Here is a 24,050-nt window from a genome sequence, read left to right on the forward strand (position 1 = left end):
ACTCTCACCTTCGAGAGAATGAGCCTTCCAGGATTCGGGAGCCGTTTTTACCTTAGGTAACGTACTCCAACCTTTAACAACTCACTCAGTGTAATTGGCTTACACTAAGTACGACTGCCCATCGCACACAAAAAAAGACGTTGCCTATATGAGACAACGTCGCATTCATTATTTCGCGCAAGATCCTTTTGGACTGTTTTGTACTTTAGATCCTGTTTCACCCATTAACAAATCTCCACCTGTTGAACGAATAATTTCATTTGTTACATGGTTGGAAATCGTATTTGCCACTAATTGTAAAATATCATTTACTTCTAGTTGAGATTCTTTAAATTGCTGGACGATCGGAATCGAATCCAATTCTTCCATTAATCGATCGATTTTCTCTTCTACTTGCTTTAACGCTTCGTGCTTTCCGTAATGTTGGAAGTTCACGGCTTGTTTTTGTAAGCTTTTAATACTTGCCATCATTTCACGAACTTTTTGATTTTCATTGATTTGTGCTTCTGCTTGTTTAAAGAAATCGACTTGCTCCGTTTCGGAAATCATTTGAGCAAGCTCTTTTGCTTTTTCTAAAATATCATCTTTTGTATATACCATCTTATTTCACCTCGACCGCTTCTTCTACCATTTCCCCATCAAGTGTCCACGTTTTTGCATTTGTAATCTTTACTTTTACAAGCTTACCGATGGCTGATTTTGGTGCTTTAAAGTTTACTAATTTATTTTTACGTGTGTAACCTGCTAAAATTTCAGGGTTATTTTTAGATTCACCTTCAACAAGCACTTCCACAATTTGTCCTTCATACTTTTTCATCGCTTCAGCAGAGAGTTCATTTACTAGGTTATTTAAACGCTGTAGGCGTTCTTTTTTCACTTCCATCGGTACGTTATCCTTCATTTTGGCAGCTGGCGTACCTTCTCGTGGTGAATAAATGAATGTATAAGCAGATTCAAATCCGACTTCACGGTATAATGATAACGTTTCTTCAAATTGTTCTTCCGTTTCATTCGGGAAACCAACGATAATGTCTGTCGTTAAGGCGACATCTGGGATGGCCGCTTTAATTTTACGAACAAGCTCTAAAAATTGTTCACGCGTATATTTACGAGCCATAATTTTCAATATATCGCTTGAACCTGATTGTACTGGTAAATGAATATGCTCGACTAAATTACCGCCTTTTGCTAACACTTCGATTAAGTGATCATCAAAATCACGCGGGTGGCTTGTTGTAAAACGAATGCGCGGAATATCAATTTTACGAAGCTCATCCATTAAGTCGCCAAGACCGTATTCCATATCTTCAAAGTCTTTTCCGTATGCATTAACGTTTTGACCGAGAAGTGTAATTTCTTGATAGCCTTGTGCCGCAAGATGACGAACTTCTTGAATAATTTCTTCAGGGCGACGGCTGCGCTCTTTACCGCGTGTGTATGGAACGATACAATACGTACAGAACTTATCGCAACCGTACATAATATTTACCCACGCTTTAATATTTCCTCTCCGTTCTTTCGGAAGGTTTTCAATAACGTCCCCTTCTTTTGACCAAACTTCAATGACCATTTCTTTTGCCATATACGCTTCGTTTAAGATGTGTGGAAGACGGTGAATATTATGTGTTCCGAAAATCATATCGACAAATTGGTAATGTTTTAATATTTTATTGACAACGGACTCTTCTTGGGACATGCATCCACATACACCGAGAAGAAGGTCCGGTTTTTCCATTTTTAAATGTTTTAAATGACCGAGTTCTCCAAACACTTTATTCTCTGCATTTTCACGGATCGCACATGTGTTTAACAAAATAACGTTCGCATCGTCTGGTCGGTCTGTTGGTTCATATCCTAATGCCATGAATATTCCGGCCATGACCTCTGTGTCGTGTTCGTTCATTTGACATCCGTACGTGCGGATATAAAATTTCCGACCATTTCCCATTCCTTTAAACTGCTCTGAAATCTTAAAATCATTATGGTATTTAACTTCTTCTTTTCCACGTTTTTTCGCATCTTTTAATGATGGTGGCATAAAGACTGTTTCAAAATATTTACTATAATCCTTTTCGGATTTTTTGTCCGAAGGATTCACTTGCGTTGTTTCAAGACGTTGTTTTTCATTCATGTTTGCATTCTCCTTTCAAATCGTAACAATCAAAAACAGGTAAGAGTTCACAATTTCATAGTATAGAAGGAAAGTTAAGTGATTACAACCATTATTCCTTCCACCGCTCTATTTTACACGTTTTTGACAAAAGTTGCGAATGAAAGTTTCAGGAATGGAGGAAAAAGGTGGGTACTTTTTGAACTTTTTACGAATCGTTTTGTATCAAGAAACAAAAAAGAGAGGTCACCCCCTCTTTTTACATAAATTCTGCAACCAATTTATTAAACTGATCTTCACTTAAGCTTAAATCAGCATTCGTTAATGGTTCTTCGCTGTATCCATTAATTAATTCTTGATAAGATGGTTGCTCTTTGTTTTGGTAAATTAACCCTGTTACAAGTCCATTATACTCCATAACCGTCTGCATTGCTTTTATTCGATTAGAAGAATCATAATCTTCAACGTCCGCAATTTTTGTTAAGTTTTCTTTAAACCAATCATACGTATTAATCTTATTATAAGTGACACAAGGGCTAAATACATTAATGAAAGAAAACCCTTTATGTTGAATTCCTTGCTCAATTAATGAAGTTAAATCTTTTAAATCTGTTGAGAAGCTTTGGGCAACAAATGTTGCACCTGCTGTTAACGCCATCTCAATAACCGATAGTGGTGATTCGATAGAACCTTTTGGCGTGCTCTTTGTTTTAAACCCCATTTCACTGCGCGGTGATGTCTGCCCTTTTGTTAAACCATAAATTTGGTTATCCATGACAATGTATGTGATGTCAATGTTTCGACGAATCGAATGAATCGTATGTCCCGTTCCAATGGCAAAACCATCTCCATCGCCACCTGATGCGATAACAGTTAAATCTTTATTCGCCATCTTTACACCTTGAGCGATTGGAAGGGCACGTCCATGAATGCCATGAAACCCGTAAGAATTAATATATCCAGAAATACGTCCGGAACAACCGATTCCGGAAATAACGGCAAGCTCATGCGGCTCTAACCCTACATTTGCTGCCGCGCGTTGGATTGCTGCTTGTACGGAAAAGTCCCCGCATCCTGGGCACCAATTTGGTTTGACGTTATTTCGAAAATCTTTAAATGTCGCCATCTAGAACAACTCCTTGCATTTAGTGTGAATTTCGTGCGGCAAGAATGGGTTTCCGTCATATTTAAGAACAGATTCAATTTTTTGAGCATACCCAACATTCATTTTGATAATGTTCGCTAACTGTCCTGTCGCATTATTTTCCACAACGACAACTTTTTTCGCTCTTTCGACAAGCGGTAACACATCCGATGTTGGGAACGGGTGAATGAGACGAATATGTGCGTGATTGACTTTTATCCCATCTCTTTCAAGTCGTTCCATCGCTTCTTCAATTGCCCCGCGTGTTGAATTAAATCCAATGATTAATAGATCAGCCTCATCGTGCACAACATTTTGATGGACAGCATTCGGAAGCTTAATATGCTGCAATTTACGCAGTCGCTTGTCCATTTGATTTTTACGATTACCAGCAACTTCAGAAGGCTTTCCGGTTTCATCATGTTCAACACCTGTCACGTGATGAATGCCATTTTTCATTCCAGGTAAGACGCGCGGGGAAACCCCATCTTCTGTCACTTCATAACGTTTAAAATAGGCTTTATTTTCAAGCTCTGGCATTTCTTCTGAGACTAATTTACCACGTCGAATTTCGATTTTATCGTATTCTAACGGTTCTACCGATTGTTTTCCTAAAGAAAGTTGTAAATCTGAAAGTAAGATGACTGGACATTGATATTCCTCAGCTAAGTTAAATGCTTCAATCGTATCGTAGAAAGCTTCTTGAACTGTACTTGGAGCTAAAACGATTTTCGGAATCTCTCCGTGAGTTCCATAAATCATGGCCATTAAATCGGATTGCTCTTGTTTTGTTGGTAATCCTGTACTTGGCCCACCACGCTGTGTATCCACAATGACAAGCGGAGTTTCCGTTATTCCAGACAGGCCAATTGCTTCCATCATTAAAGATAGACCCGGTCCAGCAGACGCTGTAAACGTACGAGCACCTGCGTAGTTCGCCCCAATAGCCATCGTTACTGCAGCAATTTCATCCTCTGTTTGAATGACAGCACCACCGAATTCCGGCAATTTTTTAATCAAATATTCCATAATCTCAGATGCAGGTGTAATTGGATAGGCAGCCATAAAACGAGAGCCTCCTGCTAACGCTCCTAATGCGATCGCATCATTGCCTATCATGAACATACGTTTTTTTTCATCGGCTTTTTCTAAATAAAGATCGGTACGGTTGTAGCCGAGCTCTTTTTTCATGTATTCGGCACCATGTTTAATGGCATCCATATTTTTCTTTACGACTTGTTCGCCTTTTTTGCCGTATGTATCTTGAACAACCTCTCGATAAAGAGAAGGATCGATATCTAACACCGCACTAGTCGCACCTATCGCAACCATGTTTTTCATTAAGGATGTTCCAAGTTCAGTCGCGATTTCTGTAAACGGAACCGCATATAAAGTTACGTTCTCTTCATCTGGAATCGTTGGTTTGAATTTAGCATCAGCGATAACAATACCGCCATTTCGTAATTCGTTGAAGTTTACGTCAATCGTTTCTTGGTCAAATGCAACTAAAATATCTAAATCATCAGATATAGCCCGGACTTCCGTCGTACTTACACGAATTTTATTGTTTGTATGACCACCTTTAATTCGTGAAGAAAAGTGACGATATCCATATAAATAATAGCCAAGGCGATTTAATGCGATGGAAAATACTTCACCTGTACTTTCAATCCCTTCACCTTGTTGTCCACCAACTTTCCATGACAGTTGATTCACCATTTATGTACACCCCTTTTGGCACAATGCATAATTATTTTCAATTGTAGCATGTTTTATACGTTTTATCACTTCATAATGATAAAATATGGTATGAAACGATTTAATTGTAGAACGAAAACTTTTAAAACACAAGAAAATTGATTAAAGTCACACAGAATATAAACATAATTAAAAGTATTTCTAATATTTTTAATCTATCAGTTTTTTATATTTTAATAAAACCGATATGAATTATCAACTTAATTTAATAAAAAACAACCTTTCTCCCAATACCGGAATCAAGGTTGTTTTTGATTTCACTTTATCTCGGTTCTACAATTAGTTTAATCGCTGTCCGTTCTTCACCATCAATTTGAATGTCCGTAAACGCTGGAATACAAATTAAATCCACACCACTAGGAGCAACAAACCCTCTTGCAATTGCTACAGCCTTTACTGCCTGATTAAGAGCACCTGCTCCAATCGCTTGAATTTCTGCTGCACCTCGCTCGCGAAGAACACCCGCAAGTGCCCCGGCGACAGAATTAGGATTTGATTTTGCTGATACTTTTAATATTTCCATTTCTTGTTCCCCCTTAATTTTACAATAAATTGTGAGTGTTCATTAGAACAATTCCTATTGGATTAATAAATGTTCAAAAGATCCCATCCCCCTGAACATGGTATAAAAAATCTTATAATTTATATATTCACTAGAAAGATTGCGTATTCCTGCTTCCTTTAAATTTTTTTCTAAAAATTCCAACTTATTTACAATACAAATAAAAAATAAAAAGCAATCGACTCGCGTCGATTGCTTTTTATTCAAAGAACATATGGTCATCATTAATTTGTATGCGCTCGATTTTTTTTGCCTGTCCTGTTTGTCCATCTAAGTCAATCAACACACCACTTAATTGCGTTCGTCCTTCTGCAATGTCAAAGCGAACGGGGAGACTCGTTAAAAATTTCTTTAACACTGCCTCTCGATTTACACCTAATATTCCATCGTAAGGCCCTGTCATCCCAACATCCGTAATATAGGCCGTACCACCTGGTAAAATACGATTGTCAGCGGTTTGTACATGGGTATGTGTCCCGACAACAGCGGACACTTGTCCATCTAAATACCAACCCATTGCTTGTTTTTCACTCGTAGCTTCAGCATGAAAATCGACAAAGATAAAGGGTGTACGTTTTTTCGCTTCTTGGACTAGCTTATCCGCATAACGAAACGGACAATCAATGGCAGGAAGAAACGTTCGGCCTTGTAAGTTAATGACGGCAACCTCTTTTCCTTGAATCGGAAAATATGTAATCCCCTTTCCAGGCGTACCTTCAGGAAAATTGGCAGGTCGAATAAGTTGTTTTGCCTTTTCTATAAATTCGAATATTTCCCGTTTATCCCACGTATGGTTCCCCATTGTGATCACTTGTGCACCATAACTGATTAACTCATGATAAATCTTTTCCGTTAATCCTTTGCCGTGTGCTGCATTTTCTCCATTGACAATGGTCAAATGCGGATTATATTTTACTTTTAATTGTGGTATGTAGCGTTTCAGCATTTCTCTTCCTGGAGAACCTACTATATCACCAATAAATAAAATTTTCATTTCTTGAAGCCCTTTCTAATCTAGATTGACATCCTTTGTCAAATTGGTTAAGTCTTGCATAGAACCTGAGTTAGGCACCACATTCACTTATAGTTTGGCATAAATAAAATAAAAAATAAAGTGGTGCAACTTAGCACCACTTTATTTTGCGTACTCAACAGCACGCGTTTCCCGTATAACGGTCACTTTAATATGACCTGGGTAATCCAATTCATCTTCGATTCGTTTTCGAATATCTCGAGCTAGTCGATGTGCTTCTAAGTCATCGATCGTATCTGGTTTCACCATAATACGTATTTCGCGACCAGCTTGAATGGCAAATGACTTTTCAACACCTTCAAACGACTCAGAAATATCTTCAAGCTTTTCTAGGCGTCGAATGTAATTTTCCAGCGTTTCACTACGTGCACCTGGACGAGCAGCAGATAAAGCATCAGCTGCAGCAACTAATACGGCAATGATTGAGGTTGGTTCTTCATCCCCATGGTGGGAAGCAATACTATTGATGACGACTGGATGTTCTTTGTATTTTGTTGCTAATTCAACTCCAATCTCAACATGACTTCCTTCTACTTCATGGTCAATCGCTTTACCGATATCATGCAATAATCCTGCACGTCTTGCTAACATTTCGTCTTCACCTAATTCAGCAGCCATCAAGCCTGATAAAAATGCCACTTCCATAGAGTGTTTGAGCACATTTTGACCGTAACTTGTTCTAAATTTTAAGCGACCTAAAATTTTCATTAAGTCTGGATGTATTCCGTGAACACCAACTTCGAATGTTGTCTGTTCACCGACTTCACGGATAAATTCGTCCACTTCACGGCGAGATTTTTCAACCATCTCTTCAATACGTGCTGGATGAATACGTCCGTCTTGTACAAGCTTGTCTAATGCGATTCTAGCCGTTTCCCTGCGAATCGGGTCAAAACCTGATAAAATGACGGCCTCAGGTGTATCATCAATGATTAAATCAATGCCTGTTAACGTTTCTAATGTCCGAATATTACGTCCTTCACGTCCGATAATTCGACCTTTCATTTCATCATTCGGCAAGTTCACTACTGACACAGTCGTTTCAGCAACGTGATCAGCAGCACAACGTTGGATTGCAAGGGACAGAATTTCCTTCGCCTTCTTATCCGATTCTTCTTTCGCACGGTGTTCTGCTTCTTTCACCATCATGGCAATTTCGTGTGAAAGCTCATTTTCAACACGGTCAAGAATGAGTTGTTTTGCCTCTTCGCGAGTGAGACTAGATATACGTTCTAGCTCTGCTTGTTGTTCTTTTACCATCTCGTCCACTTTGCTTTCCATCTCTTCAATATGCTGTTGTCTCTCATTTAGAGAATCTTCCTTTTTCTCGAGCATCGATTCACGCTTTTCCAACGTTTCATCTTTACGGTCAAGATTCTCTTCTTTTTGTAGCAATCGATTTTCTTGTTTTTGTAATTCATTTCGTCTTTCACGAATTTCTCTTTCCGCATCAAGACGAAGCTTATGAATTTCATCCTTTGCTTCTAAAAGCGCTTCTTTTTTCGTTGCATCGGCTTCACGCTTTGCATCTTCAAGAATTTGATCTGCGGCATTTTTTGCACCCGCAATCTTCGCTTCAGCAATGGACTTTCTTGCAAAATAGCCAACAACTGCACCGACGATTAGGCCAAGCAAAATGGAGATGATTTCAAAGGAACCCATTCCTTTCACCTCCTCTTGCTATGAACTTGTAATGTTTCATGTCGGCATACACATTTTTAAGTGTTAAGACTGTTTTTCATTAGCATTTAGGCTAATCATTCACAGAAAAATGTAAAATATACATTTTAATTGTAAATCCCACCGCAACCCCTTGTCAAGTCTAGTATCTTAACATTTTCCATCTTTTCTCACGAGAAAAGCGCAAACGTTTGATCAGCCTTAAGCAAAAATGTTCTTACAACGAAAAAGTACTTTTTGCCTTAACGACTTCACGTTTTTGACTCGAGGGGCTAGGTGGCTTTCTCTGGACACCGAAGACTCCCTTAATCCTCGAATACTATATCAAAATGATATTACAAAAAAAGGGGCTGTCTGATAAGTCCCTAAAATGAAGCAAGTGGAGAAAAACGACTCGTTTTTCTCCACTTGCTTTTGTATTATTTCGGCTATGACCTGAAAGTAGCTGGCGGATCCCTGCTACTTTCAGGATGTTGTGGGCTAATGCCACTATGCCGAACTCGACATGTACTTTGTCGAGCCCACGTAACGAAAATCTGCGGAACGACCGATTGCCCTTGATGTGACCGAACACACTTTCTACTTCGACTTTGCGTCGAGCATAGATCGCGGCTTTTTCTTCACATTCAAGGGCTGTTTTTGCCTTCGCTTTCATTTCTTCGAAGACGGTATTCCAGTGAACTTGTCGATTTCCTTTCGCTTTCGTACATTTCGCTTTTAATGGGCAATTTGTACAGTCTTCACATTCGTATATTTTAAAGCTTTGCTCATATCCAGACGAATTCTTTTTCGTTTGATATTTTTTAAACAGAACCTTTCTTCCATTCGGGCAGATAAAACAATCATCCTGTTCAAGATAGGTCCAGTTTTTCGCATGTCGGATGTCTTTTTTGTATTTACGTGTCTGTTCTTGTTCATAGGTTCCATAAGGAATCAGAAAATCAAATCGAGGCTCCTTCTCGTCACCAAGTGCGTACACATAGTTTTCTTCACTTCCATACCCTGCATCCGCAATAATGGTTTTCGGCATCGGGATAGAGGTTGACGCCAGTTTCTGCAAATGCGGAATCATACAACGCGTGTCTGTAGGACGCTGATGAATGCTGTAAAACACAATAAACTGGCCTTCTGTCCCCATTTGTACGTTATAACCGGGCTTGAGTTGGCCGTTTTTCATTGGGTCTTCTTTCATACGCATAAAGGTGGCATCTTTATCTGTTTTAGAATAACTATTCCGATCTCCGAATGTTTCGTTCTGTTCCTTATATTTCGCTAACCGAGGTAAGAAGTTTTCTCGAATCAACTTTAAAGGCTTTTTCCATTGACTACGTTTTTGTCTCTTTTCCTTTCGCGTCTCTGGGTCTTGTTCTGTTTCAATCTCTTTCGTTAACCCTTCTACCTTTTCTTCGATTTTCGCTGCGATGGCCTCTAATTTTTGTTCCGTCATTTCTGGATCTTCTACGATTTCCTTTTGAATGGCTCCTGTTTCTTCTTGTGTTAATTGCTGTATGTATTGGAGTGTTTCTTGGATTTTCTTCTTTAACATCGCTTCAAATTTCGAGGTTGATTTTTTCCATACGAAAGTAAACTTATTGGCATTGGCTTCAATCTTCGTACCATCCAAAAAGTAGTTCTCCATCGAAATGTAATTGTCTTTTATCAATTTCATAATCATGGCTTCAAATAACTCGTCCATCAAGCTTTTCATCCGTTCTCCTCGGAACTCATTAATGGTGCGAAAGTCCGGTTGTTGCATCGCTGCCAACCACATGGCAGGAATGTTTTCTTGAATGAGCTTTTCAATTCCACGGCACGAATAAACCTTTTGGGAATAGGCATACAGAATGACTTTAAGCATCATTTTCGGATGGTAAGAACTTCTGCCGCCACCTTTGTAATGGGAAAACAAGACGTCATCTGGGACAGCTTCAACCATTTCGTCCACTACACGTGCGACATGATGGTCGGGAATGAGTGCTTCCAAATCAAAAATAACTTGAACTTGACGGTTATCGTAGGGTTTGAATGTAGGAGCTAGTTTTCGTTTCGTAGGAAGTTTTTCTTCATTTACATCTAGAGGAAGTGTTGTTTGCGTGTTATAATCTTCAGTAGTAATCATTTGATTGCTCATAAAAATCGTCCTTTCTAAAATGTGGTGTGGTAACTTCATTTTACTAAAAAGGGCGATTTTTTTGTGCCTTTTAATTAAAAAATTTCAAAAAAGGGGCTCCAAAAAGTCAGTTACACTGACTTTTTGGACAGCCCCTTTTTTACTCTCCATCAAATAAAAGCTCTTCTTGTCCTGGATCTCCTTCTTCATCTGAATGAAGGCCATATGATTTGCGAATCGCAAGTTGAATTTCTGAAGCAATTTCAGGGTTTTCACGTAAAAACTGCTTTGCATTTTCACGTCCTTGACCTAATCGCTCTTCGTTGTAAGAGTACCAAGAACCGCTTTTTTGAACAATATCAAGTTCAGTGCCGAGGTCGATTAGTTCCCCTTCTTTTGAAATGCCTTCACCGTACATAATATCTACTTCAGCCACTCTAAACGGCGGCGCAATTTTATTTTTTACGACTTTAATTTTCGTTTTATTTCCGACCATATCATTGCCTTGTTTAAGCTGTTCAGCTCGGCGCACTTCTAAACGGACAGAAGAATAGAATTTAAGGGCACGCCCCCCAGGAGTTGTCTCTGGATTCCCAAACATCACACCAACTTTTTCACGAATTTGGTTAATGAAGATAGCGATTGTTTTCGATTTGTTAATCGCACCTGAAAGCTTGCGAAGAGCCTGAGACATGAGGCGCGCTTGTAAACCAACGTGGGCATCTCCCATTTCACCTTCGATTTCCGCCTTCGGAACTAATGCAGCAACGGAGTCAACAACGATAATATCAACCGCACCACTTCGAACTAATGCTTCCGCGATTTCTAAAGCTTGCTCACCTGTATCAGGTTGAGAGAGTAATAGTTCGTCGATATTGACACCTAATTTTTGAGCATATACAGGGTCAAGGGCATGCTCTGCATCGATAAATGCAGCTTGACCTCCTTGAGCTTGAACTTCCGCAATCGCATGAAGTGCAACCGTTGTTTTACCTGAACTTTCAGGACCATATATTTCAATAATCCGCCCTCTTGGATACCCGCCGGCACCGAGAGCGGCATCTAGTGCTAATGAACCGCTTGGAACAGTCGATATTTTGCGTTCGGCCTGTTCGCCAAGCTTCATAATCGAACCTTTCCCGAATTGTTTCTCAATTTGCTTCAGCGCCATATCTAACGCCGCTTGACGATCACTCACCCATATTGCCTCCTTTTTGATAACCTACAATAACTATACATCGTTTTCAGCGTTTTGCCAAGAGAAAAATCGAACGTTTATTCGATTTTTAAATTTTCTCGCTACGGAAAAAAGCAAAATCATATTTTTCACATTATGAAAATAGCATTTTTTAACCTTACATTCAGAAGAAAATTGCATTTTTCATATACTAAACATGAATGTTATTCATTTCCTGTATTGAGCGAAGAAATCATTTTGTTTACGTAATAAAATCCATATCGAACCGTCCGGTTGCGAATTCCTGTTCGAGATCCAGCTAAATAGAGTGGGTAAACAACTGTTTTTTCTTTTGTAGATATCCCAATAAAAACCGTTCCGACCGGCTTATTTTCTTGCTTGGATGGACCGGCAACACCTGTAAAGCTGACGCCTATATCACTATTCGTTAACGTTCGAATTTGCTCTGCCATCTCATAGGCACATTGCTCACTAACCGCACCATGCGTCTTTAAAGTTTGTTTTTGAACATGAAGAAGCTCCTCTTTTATTTCGTTCGTATAACAAACGATACCTCCCTTGACGATACGAGAGGCTCCTGAAATTTTCGTCAACTCCTCAAGAAATAAACCACCCGTCAAACTTTCAGCACTTGAAATCGTTAAGTCGCAATCACTTAGTGTATTCATTAATTGCTTCGAAAGGGTTGCGTCATCGTATCCATAGAAAAATTCACCCACTCGCGAGAAAATTTCTGCTTCCACTTCATCGATTAGCCGTTTCGCCTTTTCTTCATCATGGTGTTTTGCGGTAAGACGAAGGGTCACTTCTCCATCTTTAGCTAACGGAGCAATCGTCGGGTTGGATTGTGCATCAATTAAATCTTGAATTTCGGTTTCAAGCTGAGACTCACCTATCCCGAAAAAACAGAGTACACGGGAAATAATCTTTTCACTAATATGCAACTGCTTTTTTAAATAAGGGATTCCATACTGTAAAAACATCGGCTCCATTTCTTTCGGAGGTCCAGGTAATAACATAAATAATTGGTCATCTTCTTTTAATGCCATTCCTGGTGCCATCCCGTAATCATTTTTTAGTACTGTTGAACCAGATAAAACGAGCGCCTGTTTTCGATTATTTTCAGGCATATGTCTTTTTGTACGAAGAAAATAGTTTTCAATGTGAAGCATCGCGGCTTCGTCTATTACTAGTTTTCGATTTAAGGCCGAACAAATCGTTTCTTTCGTTAAATCATCCTTCGTCGGGCCGAGCCCCCCTGTAAAAAGGATGATATTGGAACGCTTTCTCGCTGTTTCAATCGCATCTTTTAGTCGAGTTGGATTATCGCCAACTACCGTATGATAATAAACATTGACACCTAATTCAGCTAGCTGTTTCGAAATAAATTGAGCGTTTGTATTCGCAATTTGTCCGAGTAATAATTCTGAGCCAACGGCAATAATTTCTGCATTCACATTCATATGTTAACCCCTACTTTCAAGAGATTGCGTTCATTCATCTTTATAGCGTTACTTTGATTGTTTTAGAACATGTTTATTTTTCATAAAATAATCCCAACCGGATACAATTGTGAAAATAACCGCAATCCATAATGCAATCATAGCAAATGGGAAGCCGATAAGAGAAAACGGAAGGTTATGTAATAATAATGCCGAAACCGCAACAATTTGTGCCCATGTTTTAATCTTTCCGAGCATATTGGCAGCTACAACTTCGCCTTCACCTGCTAATATTAAACGTAAGCCTGTTACAGCAAACTCACGGCTTATAATGATAATGACCATCCATGATGGGGCTAATCCCATTTCCACTAAAATAATGAGAGCGGCAGAAACTAATAATTTATCTGCTAATGGATCAAGAAACTTTCCTAAATTCGTCACTAAATTATATTTTCGTGCAAAGTGACCATCAATCCAATCGGTTGTTGAGGCAATAATAAAAATAAGAGCACCAACGAAATGAGTAACTTCTATACTTTCAGCACCGATTTGGAGCATTCCCCAATCAAATGGTGCAAGCATCACAATCATAAAAAATGGAATGAGTAAAATTCGTGCAATGGTAATCTTGTTAGGTAAATTCATAACTTTTCATCCTCCAGCTTACTGTTTTCAAAATACGAAATAAAAAGTCATCTAAAAAGAGATGACTTTTTAACCCACTCTTAACGGGCAGTAACCCCGCCACCTTAAATTTCATAATGCTCATAAGAAAATAGATGGGGACAACTGCCCGTAAAGGTTCGATTCGTTCAACTAGCATTCAGTGGGACGTCCCACACTGGATGAAGTTTCACTTTATTCGCTCTTTTTGTATACGATTTTAAATCTTTGATCCACTTTCTCATTTGGACTAATTTCGTATGGAACTTCTTCATCGTTTATAAAGATTGTTGCGTTATTCGTAGCCCCGATCACAAGATGAATTTCGCTTTCTGCTGTTAAATCAAACGTTTGTTCATTATTTTCAGGCATCACTTTGTAATAAAATTTTTTCCCTTTTGCATTTTTGACTTCTAGCCACGTTCTTCCTTTTGAAGCAATTTTAAGCGTAAAGCGATCGGTGTTGGTTAATTCATATGAGGTTTGATTGTTTTTTGTCTCAATGACGGTTAATTGCTGCTTATCATTTGACTTCTCTTCCTTTTCTGTCTGCTCCTTTTGTTCTTCCGCAGCTTCACCTGGCTCTTTTTGTTCCTCAGGTTGACTCGGATTAATGCCGGAGCTTTCCACTTGAACTTCATCCGACTCTCCATTTGCCACATTTTCCGATTGCTTATTATCCGTATATTTTTGAACTAATACCCAAACAATGACAGCTACAATAACGATTGCTGATACAGCTAACACTCTCGGAAGAAATTCTAACGCTTTCGAAGCAGATTTTGGCATTTGTTTATGTGTTCTGACACGCGATAGTTGCTCTGGTAAATCATCATTGTATGTAGTTGGAATCTCGTTTTCGAATCGTTCAAAAAGCTCTTCTGGATCTAATCCAACTGCTTCAGCATATTGTTTAATAAAAGCACGGACATAAAAATTCCCGGGCATGACCGCATAGTTTCCCTCTTCAATGCCCACTAAATATCTTTTTTGTATTTTCGTTATTTGTTGCAGCTCATCAAGCGAATAATTTTTTTCTAGCCGCGCTTCTTTTAATAGATTGCCTAGTTCACTCAATCGTAACACCTTCCTAAAATTCAAATCCATTAAATCCTGAGTGATCAAACATTTGTGGCTCATCTACCACTTCATACGTAATTTCTTCATTGGGCTCATGACGAAGCTCAATAATATAATCAAAATCCTCCATCGTATACTCTGTATTTTGCACAAAAATATCTGGATGTTCAACAACTTTTGTTGCAGGTAGACGCATTATTTCACGTACAAGCTGTAAATGCTGTTCTGTTCCACGTTTCGTTGTCACAACTCCATCTAAAATAAACACGTGATTCACGTTATATTCATCTGCGATAAGCTGGGAGCGAATCGTTTGTTTTAACAATGTAGACGAGAGAAATAACCAACGTTTATTCGCACAAACACTTGCTGCAACAATCGATTCTGTTTTCCCCACACGCGGCATTCCTCGAACCCCAATCAACTTATGCCCATCTTTCTTGTATAATTCAGCCATAAAATCGACTAATAAGCCGAGCTCGTCTCTTTCAAAACGGAATGTCTTTTTATCATCTGCATCCCGCTGTATGTAACGACCGTGCCGAACAGCTAAACGATCACGCAATTTCGGTGTCCGAAGCTTTGTAATCGTAATATGATCCATCGTTTTCAAAATGGACTCAAGGCGCTTTATCTGTTCATCACTATCACACTTTAATAACAATCCTCGTCGTTGATCATCCACACCATTAATGGTGACGATATTAATTCGAAGCATTCCAAGCAAGGAAGAAACATCTCCAAGTAGACCAGGCCGATTTTTTTGAATTTTGTATTCTAGATACCATTCTATTTTCGCCAATGGTTAAACCCCCAATACATAAAACCCCTACATGCCTCTATCATATCTTATTTCGGTCTGGAACGAAAGAATAATTCCAAATGTTGCACCATTTGAATTAAAAAAATAAATTGCGCCTTTAACAACAAACCAATCCGTTCAAAAGGCAAGAAGGTACCTTTCGTTGGATTGGCTTGCAACATTTTAATGAAACGGAAAAAGAGAGGTAAGCCCTCTCTTAGTGCGTACGATTTTGAACGAGTTTGACCATTACGTTGGCAATCGCATGTTGCTCTTGATTGTCAGCCACACTCCATAAATCAGCTAATACTTTTTCTTCAGCCGTTTGTGGGTTTACTTGCTTCGCTAAGTAATCCCCGATTTCATAGGCTAACGTTGAAATAACTTCTTGATTCAACCCTTCACTTTGAGCTTGATTTAATCGTTCTCCTAAAAAGTTTGTCCACTTGTTCCAATTGTCTAACACAGACATGTTAGCCCCTCCTTTTTAAAAGTGTACGAATATAGTTTACCTAAACAGTGATTTTTTATGCAGGAGGGAGAACTAACAATACCAACCGCCATTAATAGATAAAATTTGTCCGGTTATATACGATGAGGTATCTTCTGCTAAAAAATAAGCAGCATCTGCAACCTCTTTTGGATCCCCAATTCTTCCTAGCGGAATTTCTTCAACTAATACAGCTTTTTCCTCTTCAGAAAATGGAGCGGTCATCTCTGTTTGAATCATTCCAGGGGCAAGGGCATTCACGCGAATTCCTGATGGTGCCACTTCTTTTGCTAATGATTTAACAAATGAAAGTTGGCCTCCCTTCACCATTGAATAGGCAACTTCCATCGCCGCTCCCGTTTGTCCCCAAATGGACGAAATGACGATAATACTCCCTTTTTTTCGCTGAATCATTTTGGAGATAAGTTTTTGAATGATCAAAAAGGGAGACGTTAAATGAAGCATCATTAACGAATGAAGTTCATATTCGGTTACATCCTGCACGAGACCGTAAAGAGCTGTCCCGCTTGCAATGACAATGACATCAAGAGGTAGTCCGATTCGCTCGATTAATCGAAATGCCCCCTCCTTCGTTGACAAGTTCGCTTGAATTGGCATAATATGAGCCGTCGGATACTTATTGATAAGCTCTTCGATCGGTCGTTTATTTTGATTGTAATGAAGATATAATGCGTATCCTTCATTGATAAATTTTTCTGCAACGGCTTTGCCAATCCCACCGCTTCCACCCGTTATTAATGCAGTTTTCATTCCTTCACCTTTCCTACTACTTCCCCTTTGGTAATACTTGAAAAACCGTGAGCCCATCCTTGCGTATTTGTTCTTGAACGACGCGCTCAATTTCTTGTTTCGTCATTTTTTCTAACGTCGGTACGACATCGAATAAGTTCATTTCATTAAAAGCGTACCGTGTAAACTGATTCGCAATATATTCTGGTGAATTTAATGCTCGTAAAAAGGAGCCAATTTTTTTCTTTTTCGCTGTTTGTAACTGTTCTTCCGTAAAGGAATCAATTTTTGCCTGTAAAAGGGCTTGTTGAATCATTTGCGCGAGTTCATCTGGAGACGCTGTATCGCCACCGACCATTGCAAACCCGAAACTATACTCTTCTGTGTAATCAAAGCTAAACGTATCGTCAATCAGTCCTTTTTCATACATCGTTTCATACATTTTAGAGCTTTTACCGAACAGCATTTCTAATAATAAATTCATCGCCAATTCGTTTTTTAATAATTCTTCTCCTTTTCGATATGGCTTATATGTTTTGATTCCGACTAAACATTTAGATGATTGAACATTCATATAGATCTTATTTTCTTTTTTCCATACATCATCGCTTTCTGTCACTGATTCACGCGTGATGTCAGTTGGAGTTTGAAACGTTTTCTTCTCTTGATTTTCTCGTACTTGCGCTAACGTCTTTTCTGGATCGACAGGACCAACAACAAATAAAAGCATGTTGCTCGGATGGTAAAATGTTTCATAGCATTCATAGAGCATATCTTTCGTGATTTTATCAATGGATTCAATGGTTCCAGCAATGTCAATATGAACAGGATGATGTTCATACATATTTCGGATTAACCCAAAGTAGACTCGCCAATCCGGATTATCGTCATACATATTAATTTCTTGACCGATAATTCCTTTTTCTTTTTTGACAGATTGTTCCGTAAAATACGGTGTTTGCACAAAATCGATTAACGTTTCTAAATTACGTTCAACGTTCGATGTACTTGAAAAAAGATACGCTGTCCGTGTAAACGAAGTAAAGGCATTTGAGGAGGCACCTTGTTTACTAAAATATTGAAACACATCGCCGTCTTCTTTTTCAAATAGTTTATGTTCTAAAAAATGAGCAATACCGTCTGGAACCCTTTTCATCTCATCTTTTCCAAGCGGCACAAATTCATGATCAATCGATCCATATTTCGTCGTAAACGTGGCATATGTTTTGTTAAATCCGGATTTCGGTAAAACGTAAACATCTAAGCCATTCGTCATTTTTTCATAATAGAGTGTTTCATGTAATTGGTCGAAATGAATTTTCTTCATGCTTCTTGTCCCCCCATTCCTTTTAAAAAGTAAATGGTATCTAAATCACACTTTTGGGCCACTTTAATGACTTCATCTTTTGTCACTTTGTTTATTCCGTTAATCCACTCTTCCAACGGCCGTTCTTTCTTGGCGATAACGTGGTGATATAAGATTTCAACCATTCCATAGGCGGTATCAATCGTTTCTAACAATTGATTTTGAATGACCGCTTTCGTCTGTTCTAGCTCGCGATCTGTAAATTCACCTTTTTTCATCGCATCCATTTGTTCTTTAATAATCGAAACCGTTTTTTCGTAATTTTGCACTTCAATCCCTGACATAACCATTAATAATCCTTTATGACTTTCTAATCGAGAAGCTGCATAATAAGCTAAGCTCGCTTTTTCTCGAACATTGATAAATAATTTAGAATGAGAAAATCCGCCGAAAATCCCATTAAATACTTGAAGAGCATAGTAATCATCATCTTGGAAACGAGTATTCGTTCGAAAGCCAATATTTAATTTCCCCTGCTTTACATCTTGTTCTTCGGTTACTTCGTTTACTTTTGCGACGGTAATCGCTTCTGTTTGAATATTTTCATCTGTTTGGCGAGATTGTATTGTAAAATACGCAGATACGTACTTCTCGACTTCTTCATGGGTAATGTCGCCAACTACATAAAAATCAATTTCGTCCTTCTTTAATGCTTTGTTATAATAGTCCGTTAATGTTTTTTCCGTGATGGAAGCTAAATGATCAATTTCTCCGTTAACATGTAGACGATACGGTTCATTTATACACATTTCTTGAACGAGCCGTAAATTTGCATAGCGCATTTTGTCATCATAAACCGCTTGAATTCGCTGTTTTAATGTTCGCTTTTCTTGCTCAACAATTTCTTTTACAAAGTTTCCATTTTCCATTCGTGGTTTTAATAATACTTCTGATAATAAAGAGATTCCTTTTTCTAATAGCGGCGTTTGATCATGTAAAAATTTTTCATTCGGAATCTCTAATCGAAATGTCATAATATGATGTTCACCTTTTTTGGATAAGTCGACATATAATAATGCTCCGTATAAATCATCTAAATACTTTCTTAACGTTGCCGTTGTTGGATGGGATTCAGTCCCTCTTTGCAATACATAAGGTAATAATGCACGGTGTGTTACATCTTCCTCTGTTAATGGTGCTTTCATTTTTAATATAAATGTATTCGTTTTAAATTTGTTCGTTTGAACAGTATGTACTGTGAAGCCATTAACACTTGATTTTTTTTCATTAATGTAACTCATCCTAGCCCTCCTTTTTTCTTATCGACAATAAAAATGGCTATTTCACCTTTATTGTTGCCATTTTGACACTGAAAAGAAACATTTTCTTTTAGTCATTATATCAATTGAATCTGGATGTAGGAAATGTTATACATGGAGCTAAAAAAGTGGAGCAGTAGCTAGCTTTGAAAAAGATGTGACTTGTGTGGAAATGGTAGATTATTAGGTAAAACAAAAAGACTGATACGAAGCAGCCTTATTGTTTTGCCTAATAAAGTTTCTTTATAATTCCGTTATGAAAAACGTTTTCTCACGACATGGAAACTAAATTTATCAGCTCGGAAATAATTGTATGAATAAAGAACTGGCCGATCATGCTGGTCAAAATGAACTTGCTTCAACAATAAAAGGGACGTTTCAGGGTCGCACTCTAAAATGGGTGATATTTTATCATGAAAACCAATTGGCTCAATATTTGTGACAGCATAATTGATTTCTACATTACATTCTTCCTCTAATAGCACGAATAACGATTCTTGTTCTTGTTTAAATGTTCTCGGTAAAATAGCAAGAGGAATTTTGTCTAAGCAATAAACGACTGGCTGTCCATTCGCTGTACGAACTCGTTCAAACATAAAAATTTCACTTTCTTTTTCTACATGCAGCTTCTTCGTATCGTCATCCGTTGCCCCAACAATCGAAGAAGATAAGAAGATCGTTCCTGGCTTCATTTTCGCGTTCTTAATCATATTTGTGACACTGTTCAGTTGCTCAATTCCGGAAGTAAATAAAGGTTTTGAGCTAACGAATGTACCAACACCGTGACGGCGAATGATAACGTTTTCTTCTTCTAATATACGAAGTGCTTCACGAAGCGTAGCACGACTGACCCCAAGTTTTTTAGAAAGTTCAAATTCAGAAGGCAGCTTTTCCTTCTCTTTATAAATACCTTTTTCAATGTTTTCTTTAATTTTATCAATGACTTGTAAGTATAAATGTCGATTGTCCGTCTTAATTGTCATATTGTGCCCCCATCTAATCAAAACTTCCAAAAAAGACATCAAGAGAAAAAAATAATCAACATATAATATACCATGTTTTATATGAGAAATAAAGTGAAACGTCATTTCTAGAATTAAATTCCCTTTATCGAAAAAAGAAATGGAAAAGGCATGCCTTTTCCATTAAGAAGTTCGTTCATCATGTTGCTCTCTTGTCATTAATACTTGTCTCGGTTTACTTCCTTCATATGGTCCAACTACTCCGCGATCCTCCATCGCATCAATCAGTCTTGCTGCTCTTGTGTAGCCAATCCGGAATCTACGTTGTAGCATCGACACACTTGCACTTTGCATGTCAACAACGAGTTGTACCGCATCATCATACAAATCGTCCGTTACGTCTTCATGAACTTCTTTGACGTCCGTTGGGATCATTTCTTCTTGATATTGAGCCTTTTGTTGTGATATCACAAAATGGACAATATTTTCAACTTCTTCATCTGATAAAAACGCACCTTGTACGCGAATCGGTTTAGATGCACCAGCTGGCAAAAAGAGCATATCTCCTCTTCCTAAAAGCTTCTCGGCCCCCCCCATGTCTAAAATAGTACGAGAGTCCGTTTGAGATGATACACTAAAGGCAATTCTTGAAGGAATATTTGCTTTAATAACACCCGTAATAACATCGACGGATGGCCGTTGTGTCGCAATTATTAAATGGATTCCCGCCGCTCGTGCCATCTGGGAAAGACGCGTTATCGAATCTTCAACATCTGATGAAGCGACCATCATTAAATCTGCCAGCTCATCAACAATGACAACAATATACGGGAGCTCTGGCTGTTTGTCTTGTTCATTCGCATTATGCCTTCTCACATGCTCATTATACCCTTCGATGTTTCTTGTCCCGGTATGCGAGAACAATTCATAACGACGTTCCATTTCATTGACGACTTTTTTCAATGCTTGAGACGCCTTCTTCGGATCTGTTACGACAGGTGCAAGCAAATGCGGAATTCCGTTGTACACATTTAATTCGACCATTTTCGGGTCAATCATCATCATTTTTACTTCGTGTGGCTTAGCTCTCATCAAAATACTAGTAATAATTCCATTAATACAAACACTTTTCCCACTACCAGTCGCACCAGCCACTAATAAATGCGGCATCTTATTTAATTCAGCAAGCACTGCTTCCCCTGTAATATCGCGTCCAAAACCAATCAACAATTTTGAGTCTGGCTTATCATTAGCCTTGGACTCCAACACTTCACGTAATGATACCATCGCAACTTCAGCATTCGGTACTTCGATCCCAACAGCGGATTTACCAGGAATCGGGGCTTCTATTCGAATATCTTTTGCCGCTAATGCAAGAGCTAAATCATCACTTAAATTCACAATTTTACTTACCTTTACACCAACATCTGGATACACTTCGTATTTCGTTACAGCAGGTCCAAGATGAACTTGTGTCACTTTCGCTTTCACACCAAAACTTTGGAATGTTTTTTCAAGCTTTCGTGCGTTTTCATATATATTCTTTTTATCTGTATGCTGACCACTGTATTTTGGAAGTGATAATAGATCGATGGCCGGTAATTGGTAGTCTTTATTTTCAACCTCAACAAAAGCGATCGGCTCCATCGCTTCTACTTGTTCATCTTGTTTTTCTTTAGTAGACTTTTGCCTTGATTGAGATACCGATGCATCAGCATTGTCTTTATTTCCATCTTGATGATCAATCGCATCAGCATGATCCGTAAAACTTGAAATAATCGGTTGTGCAACAACTTCCTCTTCATCTGACACGTTAACCGTTTGTTCCTCTGATTCTTTTTCTTTGACTTTTTTTGGCTTTTTCTTCTTTTTATTCGTCTGCTTTTGTGCACGTTTAATCGTAGAAGGAAGTTGTTTCATGTCTTCGATAAAGGCGAGAAACTGTGATTTTATAAACGAACCGATAGGTGTAAAAATAGAGGAAAGCATCGTTCCAAGCGATTTATCCGAAACTAAAATAATGCCAATGATAATAAAACAGAAGGCGACAATTCTTGATCCGGCTTCAGCAAATAAATAATAGGAGATTGCAAACAATAGAGCACCAATCATGCCCCCCCCAAGGTCAGGCGAACTAATTTCTCCTTCTATTTCCATTAAAAACAGTTCCCACGTATTTAAAATGACACTTGGTGAAGCGAACGTTCCCCCTTTTGATAAATTATCGAATAGTTTAATATGACTAAGGAGTAATAATGAACCGAAAATAAAATATAACCCTAAAAGTTTTCGGGTTAATAATGGCGGTATCGATTTTTTCCAAAAAAGATAGCCTGAGAAAAACGTAAATCCTACTATACATATGATAAACCATTCACCTGTAAAAAAACGGAATAATGAATCAATCGCTTGTCCAACAATTCCTAAATTGGCCAAAGCAATAATAGATAGAGCAAACAATAAGATTCCTGCTATTTCATATTTTAGGCGCTCCTGCCAATTCGTTTTTTTTCTTCTTTGCTTTCGTTTTGTTTTTTGCTTTGCCACGAAAATCCCACCTGTAGCTTTATCTTTTTCATGTAATTGGTTTACAATAATCTAACTTATGTAAACGAATGATTTCATTGATAATGAAGAAAGCAGCCATATAGCTGGCTGCGAACGATTGTTTGTATTTTGTATTATATCACATCACAAAAAAAAATCATACGCTGTTACTGAAAAGTTAACAGTTCATCAAGCCCGAAAGCTGTACCAGGAGCAAGAGATTCAAGTAAAAAATGATTTGGATTACTACTTAAAACACGTAATACTTCGTATTTCATATGTTCTTTTTCTTGCACAAGTACAGAAACACCATTTACTCGCACGACCTTTTGCTTGAGAAAATCACTTTGTTCTGGCTGAAATACTAACTCTTGAGGCATCGTTGTATATAGTATCATTGCAGCATCCCGTCTCCTTTTTCCGCTTTTTGACCGATAAACTCATTAAGTTTTTGCATCGCTTTTCCGACACCGCCGACTTCATCAATAAGTCCATCTTTAACCGCATCAATCCCAACTACATTCGTCCCAATATCTCTCGTTAAATTTCCTTTTGAAAACATTAATTCTTTAAACTTTTCTTCGGAGATGTTAGAGTGCTTCGTGACGAAATTTACGACACGCTCTTGCATTTTGTCTAAATACTCAAACGTTTGTGGAACCCCGATAACAAGCCCTGTAAGCCTTACTGGATGAATCGTCATCGTTGCTGTCTCAGCGATAAATGAGTAGTCACATGAAACGGCAATTGGCACACCAATCGAGTGTCCTCCGCCGAGTACAATGGAGACCGTCGGCTTTGTTAGTGATGAAAGCATTTCAGCTATCGCAAGTCCTGCTTCTACATCCCCCCCTACCGTATTTAATATGACGAGTAACCCCTCAATCTTTGGATTTTGTTCAATCGCGACAATTTGTGGAATAATATGCTCATACTTCGTCGTTTTATTTTGCGGAGGTAATTGTACATGGCCTTCAATTTGTCCAACAATCGTTAAACAATGGATGTTGGATTCACTCCCCATTTGTGGAACATTTGTCTGACCTAGCTGTTGAATTTTTTCGACAATCGTGTCTTTCGATTCTTCTAAC

Annotated in this window: 21 protein-coding genes; all 21 read right to left on the reverse strand. The window is 38.3% G+C overall.

Translation table 11 applies throughout. The features are described 5' to 3' along the window. Positions 1 to 168: 168 nt before the first annotated feature. The 21 genes from MLD65_RS00005 to MLD65_RS00105 all read right to left on the reverse strand — a co-directional run bounded on the left by MLD65_RS00005 (position 169) and on the right by MLD65_RS00105 (position 24,028). Complete coding sequence (locus tag MLD65_RS00005; protein WP_243289805.1) at positions 169 to 600, reverse strand: YlbF/YmcA family competence regulator; 432 nt, start codon at positions 598 to 600, stop codon at positions 169 to 171. A 1-nt stretch (position 601) separates the two neighbouring features. Continuing rightward, complete coding sequence (gene miaB, locus MLD65_RS00010; RefSeq protein WP_243289806.1) at positions 602 to 2,131, reverse strand: tRNA (N6-isopentenyl adenosine(37)-C2)-methylthiotransferase MiaB; 1,530 nt, start codon at positions 2,129 to 2,131, stop codon at positions 602 to 604. A 238-nt stretch (positions 2,132 to 2,369) separates the two neighbouring features. Further along, positions 2,370 to 3,236 (reverse strand): 2-oxoacid:ferredoxin oxidoreductase subunit beta, encoded by an 867-nt coding sequence (locus MLD65_RS00015; RefSeq protein WP_243289807.1) that lies wholly within the window; start codon positions 3,234 to 3,236, stop codon positions 2,370 to 2,372. Then, positions 3,237 to 4,973, reverse strand: a complete 1,737-nt coding sequence (locus MLD65_RS00020) for a 2-oxoacid:acceptor oxidoreductase subunit alpha (protein WP_347709255.1) — start codon at positions 4,971 to 4,973, stop codon at positions 3,237 to 3,239. Positions 4,974 to 5,274: 301 nt separating this feature from the next. Then, positions 5,275 to 5,535, reverse strand: coding sequence for a stage V sporulation protein SpoVS (spoVS, locus tag MLD65_RS00025; protein ID WP_003181955.1), 261 nt, complete (start codon positions 5,533 to 5,535; stop codon positions 5,275 to 5,277). 238 nt (positions 5,536 to 5,773) lie between these two features. Next, complete coding sequence (locus MLD65_RS00030) at positions 5,774 to 6,568, reverse strand: TIGR00282 family metallophosphoesterase (protein ID WP_243289808.1); 795 nt, start codon at positions 6,566 to 6,568, stop codon at positions 5,774 to 5,776. A gap of 141 nt (positions 6,569 to 6,709) precedes the next feature. Further along, positions 6,710 to 8,269, reverse strand: a complete 1,560-nt coding sequence (rny, locus tag MLD65_RS00035) for a ribonuclease Y (protein ID WP_243289809.1) — start codon at positions 8,267 to 8,269, stop codon at positions 6,710 to 6,712. Between the two features lie 337 nt (positions 8,270 to 8,606). After that, the gene (locus MLD65_RS00040; RefSeq protein ID WP_243289810.1) at positions 8,607 to 10,418 is read right to left on the reverse strand and encodes an IS1182 family transposase; all 1,812 of its coding nucleotides are present in this window, start codon (positions 10,416 to 10,418) and stop codon (positions 8,607 to 8,609) included. A 139-nt stretch (positions 10,419 to 10,557) separates the two neighbouring features. Continuing rightward, entirely contained in the window at positions 10,558 to 11,595 is a 1,038-nt protein-coding gene (gene recA, locus MLD65_RS00045) for a recombinase RecA (protein WP_243289811.1), read from the reverse strand. A 203-nt stretch (positions 11,596 to 11,798) separates the two neighbouring features. Beyond that, the gene (locus tag MLD65_RS00050; RefSeq protein ID WP_243290232.1) at positions 11,799 to 13,052 is read right to left on the reverse strand and encodes a competence/damage-inducible protein A; all 1,254 of its coding nucleotides are present in this window, start codon (positions 13,050 to 13,052) and stop codon (positions 11,799 to 11,801) included. A 54-nt stretch (positions 13,053 to 13,106) separates the two neighbouring features. Next, the gene (pgsA, locus tag MLD65_RS00055; protein ID WP_243289812.1) at positions 13,107 to 13,685 is read right to left on the reverse strand and encodes a CDP-diacylglycerol--glycerol-3-phosphate 3-phosphatidyltransferase; all 579 of its coding nucleotides are present in this window, start codon (positions 13,683 to 13,685) and stop codon (positions 13,107 to 13,109) included. Between the two features lie 213 nt (positions 13,686 to 13,898). After that, positions 13,899 to 14,780 (reverse strand): helix-turn-helix domain-containing protein, encoded by an 882-nt coding sequence (locus MLD65_RS00060; protein ID WP_243289813.1) that lies wholly within the window; start codon positions 14,778 to 14,780, stop codon positions 13,899 to 13,901. 13 nt (positions 14,781 to 14,793) lie between these two features. Next, complete coding sequence (locus MLD65_RS00065; RefSeq protein WP_243289814.1) at positions 14,794 to 15,585, reverse strand: YmfK family protein; 792 nt, start codon at positions 15,583 to 15,585, stop codon at positions 14,794 to 14,796. 217 nt (positions 15,586 to 15,802) lie between these two features. Beyond that, positions 15,803 to 16,057 carry a DUF3243 domain-containing protein gene (locus MLD65_RS00070; RefSeq protein ID WP_243289815.1) on the reverse strand — a complete coding sequence of 85 codons (255 nt, stop codon included), beginning with the start codon at positions 16,055 to 16,057 and terminating at the stop codon, positions 15,803 to 15,805. A 72-nt stretch (positions 16,058 to 16,129) separates the two neighbouring features. Further along, positions 16,130 to 16,846, reverse strand: a complete 717-nt coding sequence (ymfI, locus tag MLD65_RS00075) for an elongation factor P 5-aminopentanone reductase (protein ID WP_243289816.1) — start codon at positions 16,844 to 16,846, stop codon at positions 16,130 to 16,132. Between the two features lie 16 nt (positions 16,847 to 16,862). Then, positions 16,863 to 18,152 (reverse strand): EF-P 5-aminopentanol modification-associated protein YfmH, encoded by a 1,290-nt coding sequence (yfmH, locus tag MLD65_RS00080; protein WP_243289817.1) that lies wholly within the window; start codon positions 18,150 to 18,152, stop codon positions 16,863 to 16,865. After that, positions 18,149 to 19,432 carry an EF-P 5-aminopentanol modification-associated protein YfmF gene (gene yfmF / locus MLD65_RS00085; protein WP_243289818.1) on the reverse strand — a complete coding sequence of 428 codons (1,284 nt, stop codon included), beginning with the start codon at positions 19,430 to 19,432 and terminating at the stop codon, positions 18,149 to 18,151. Before yfmF ends, yfmH begins: the two co-directional genes overlap by 4 nt. Before the next feature lie 272 nt (positions 19,433 to 19,704). Then, positions 19,705 to 20,433 carry a GntR family transcriptional regulator gene (locus MLD65_RS00090; RefSeq protein WP_243289819.1) on the reverse strand — a complete coding sequence of 243 codons (729 nt, stop codon included), beginning with the start codon at positions 20,431 to 20,433 and terminating at the stop codon, positions 19,705 to 19,707. 162 nt (positions 20,434 to 20,595) lie between these two features. After that, on the reverse strand, positions 20,596 to 22,959 hold the full coding sequence (locus MLD65_RS00095; protein ID WP_243289820.1) for an FtsK/SpoIIIE family DNA translocase: 2,364 nt from the start codon (positions 22,957 to 22,959) through the stop codon (positions 20,596 to 20,598). A gap of 167 nt (positions 22,960 to 23,126) precedes the next feature. Then, the gene (locus MLD65_RS00100; protein ID WP_243289821.1) at positions 23,127 to 23,357 is read right to left on the reverse strand and encodes a YlzJ-like family protein; all 231 of its coding nucleotides are present in this window, start codon (positions 23,355 to 23,357) and stop codon (positions 23,127 to 23,129) included. Then, entirely contained in the window at positions 23,354 to 24,028 is a 675-nt protein-coding gene (locus tag MLD65_RS00105; protein ID WP_243290233.1) for a ClpP family protease, read from the reverse strand. The genes MLD65_RS00100 and MLD65_RS00105 overlap by 4 nt, the downstream gene beginning before the upstream one ends. Positions 24,029 to 24,050: the final 22 nt, after the last annotated feature.

The sequence above is a fragment of the Bacillus sp. FJAT-47783 genome (assembly GCF_022808615.1).
Classification (GTDB): Bacteria; Bacillota; Bacilli; order Bacillales; family Aeribacillaceae; genus Bacillus_BZ.

What these genes read in the sequence shown, in the direction of transcription:
- miaB (WP_243289806.1), bottom strand. Translation starts at nt 2,131, where the DNA reads ATGAATGAAAAACAACGTCTTGAAACAACGCAAGTGAATCCTTCGGAC.
- MLD65_RS00005 (WP_243289805.1), bottom strand. Translation starts at nt 600, where the DNA reads ATGGTATATACAAAAGATGATATTTTAGAAAAAGCAAAAGAGCTTGCT.
- MLD65_RS00070 (WP_243289815.1), bottom strand. Translation starts at nt 16,057, where the DNA reads ATGTCTGTGTTAGACAATTGGAACAAGTGGACAAACTTTTTAGGAGAA.
- yfmH (WP_243289817.1), bottom strand. Translation starts at nt 18,152, where the DNA reads ATGAAGAAAATTCATTTCGACCAATTACATGAAACACTCTATTATGAA.
- MLD65_RS00040 (WP_243289810.1), bottom strand. Translation starts at nt 10,418, where the DNA reads ATGAGCAATCAAATGATTACTACTGAAGATTATAACACGCAAACAACA.
- MLD65_RS00090 (WP_243289819.1), bottom strand. Translation starts at nt 20,433, where the DNA reads ATGACAATTAAGACGGACAATCGACATTTATACTTACAAGTCATTGAT.
- pgsA (WP_243289812.1), bottom strand. Translation starts at nt 13,685, where the DNA reads ATGAATTTACCTAACAAGATTACCATTGCACGAATTTTACTCATTCCA.
- MLD65_RS00015 (WP_243289807.1), bottom strand. Translation starts at nt 3,236, where the DNA reads ATGGCGACATTTAAAGATTTTCGAAATAACGTCAAACCAAATTGGTGC.
- MLD65_RS00020 (WP_347709255.1), bottom strand. Translation starts at nt 4,973, where the DNA reads ATGGTGAATCAACTGTCATGGAAAGTTGGTGGACAACAAGGTGAAGGG.
- MLD65_RS00030 (WP_243289808.1), bottom strand. Translation starts at nt 6,568, where the DNA reads ATGAAAATTTTATTTATTGGTGATATAGTAGGTTCTCCAGGAAGAGAA.
- ymfI (WP_243289816.1), bottom strand. Translation starts at nt 16,846, where the DNA reads ATGAAAACTGCATTAATAACGGGTGGAAGCGGTGGGATTGGCAAAGCC.
- MLD65_RS00100 (WP_243289821.1), bottom strand. Translation starts at nt 23,357, where the DNA reads ATGATACTATATACAACGATGCCTCAAGAGTTAGTATTTCAGCCAGAA.
- yfmF (WP_243289818.1), bottom strand. Translation starts at nt 19,432, where the DNA reads ATGAGTTACATTAATGAAAAAAAATCAAGTGTTAATGGCTTCACAGTA.
- rny (WP_243289809.1), bottom strand. Translation starts at nt 8,269, where the DNA reads ATGGGTTCCTTTGAAATCATCTCCATTTTGCTTGGCCTAATCGTCGGT.
- spoVS (WP_003181955.1), bottom strand. Translation starts at nt 5,535, where the DNA reads ATGGAAATATTAAAAGTATCAGCAAAATCAAATCCTAATTCTGTCGCC.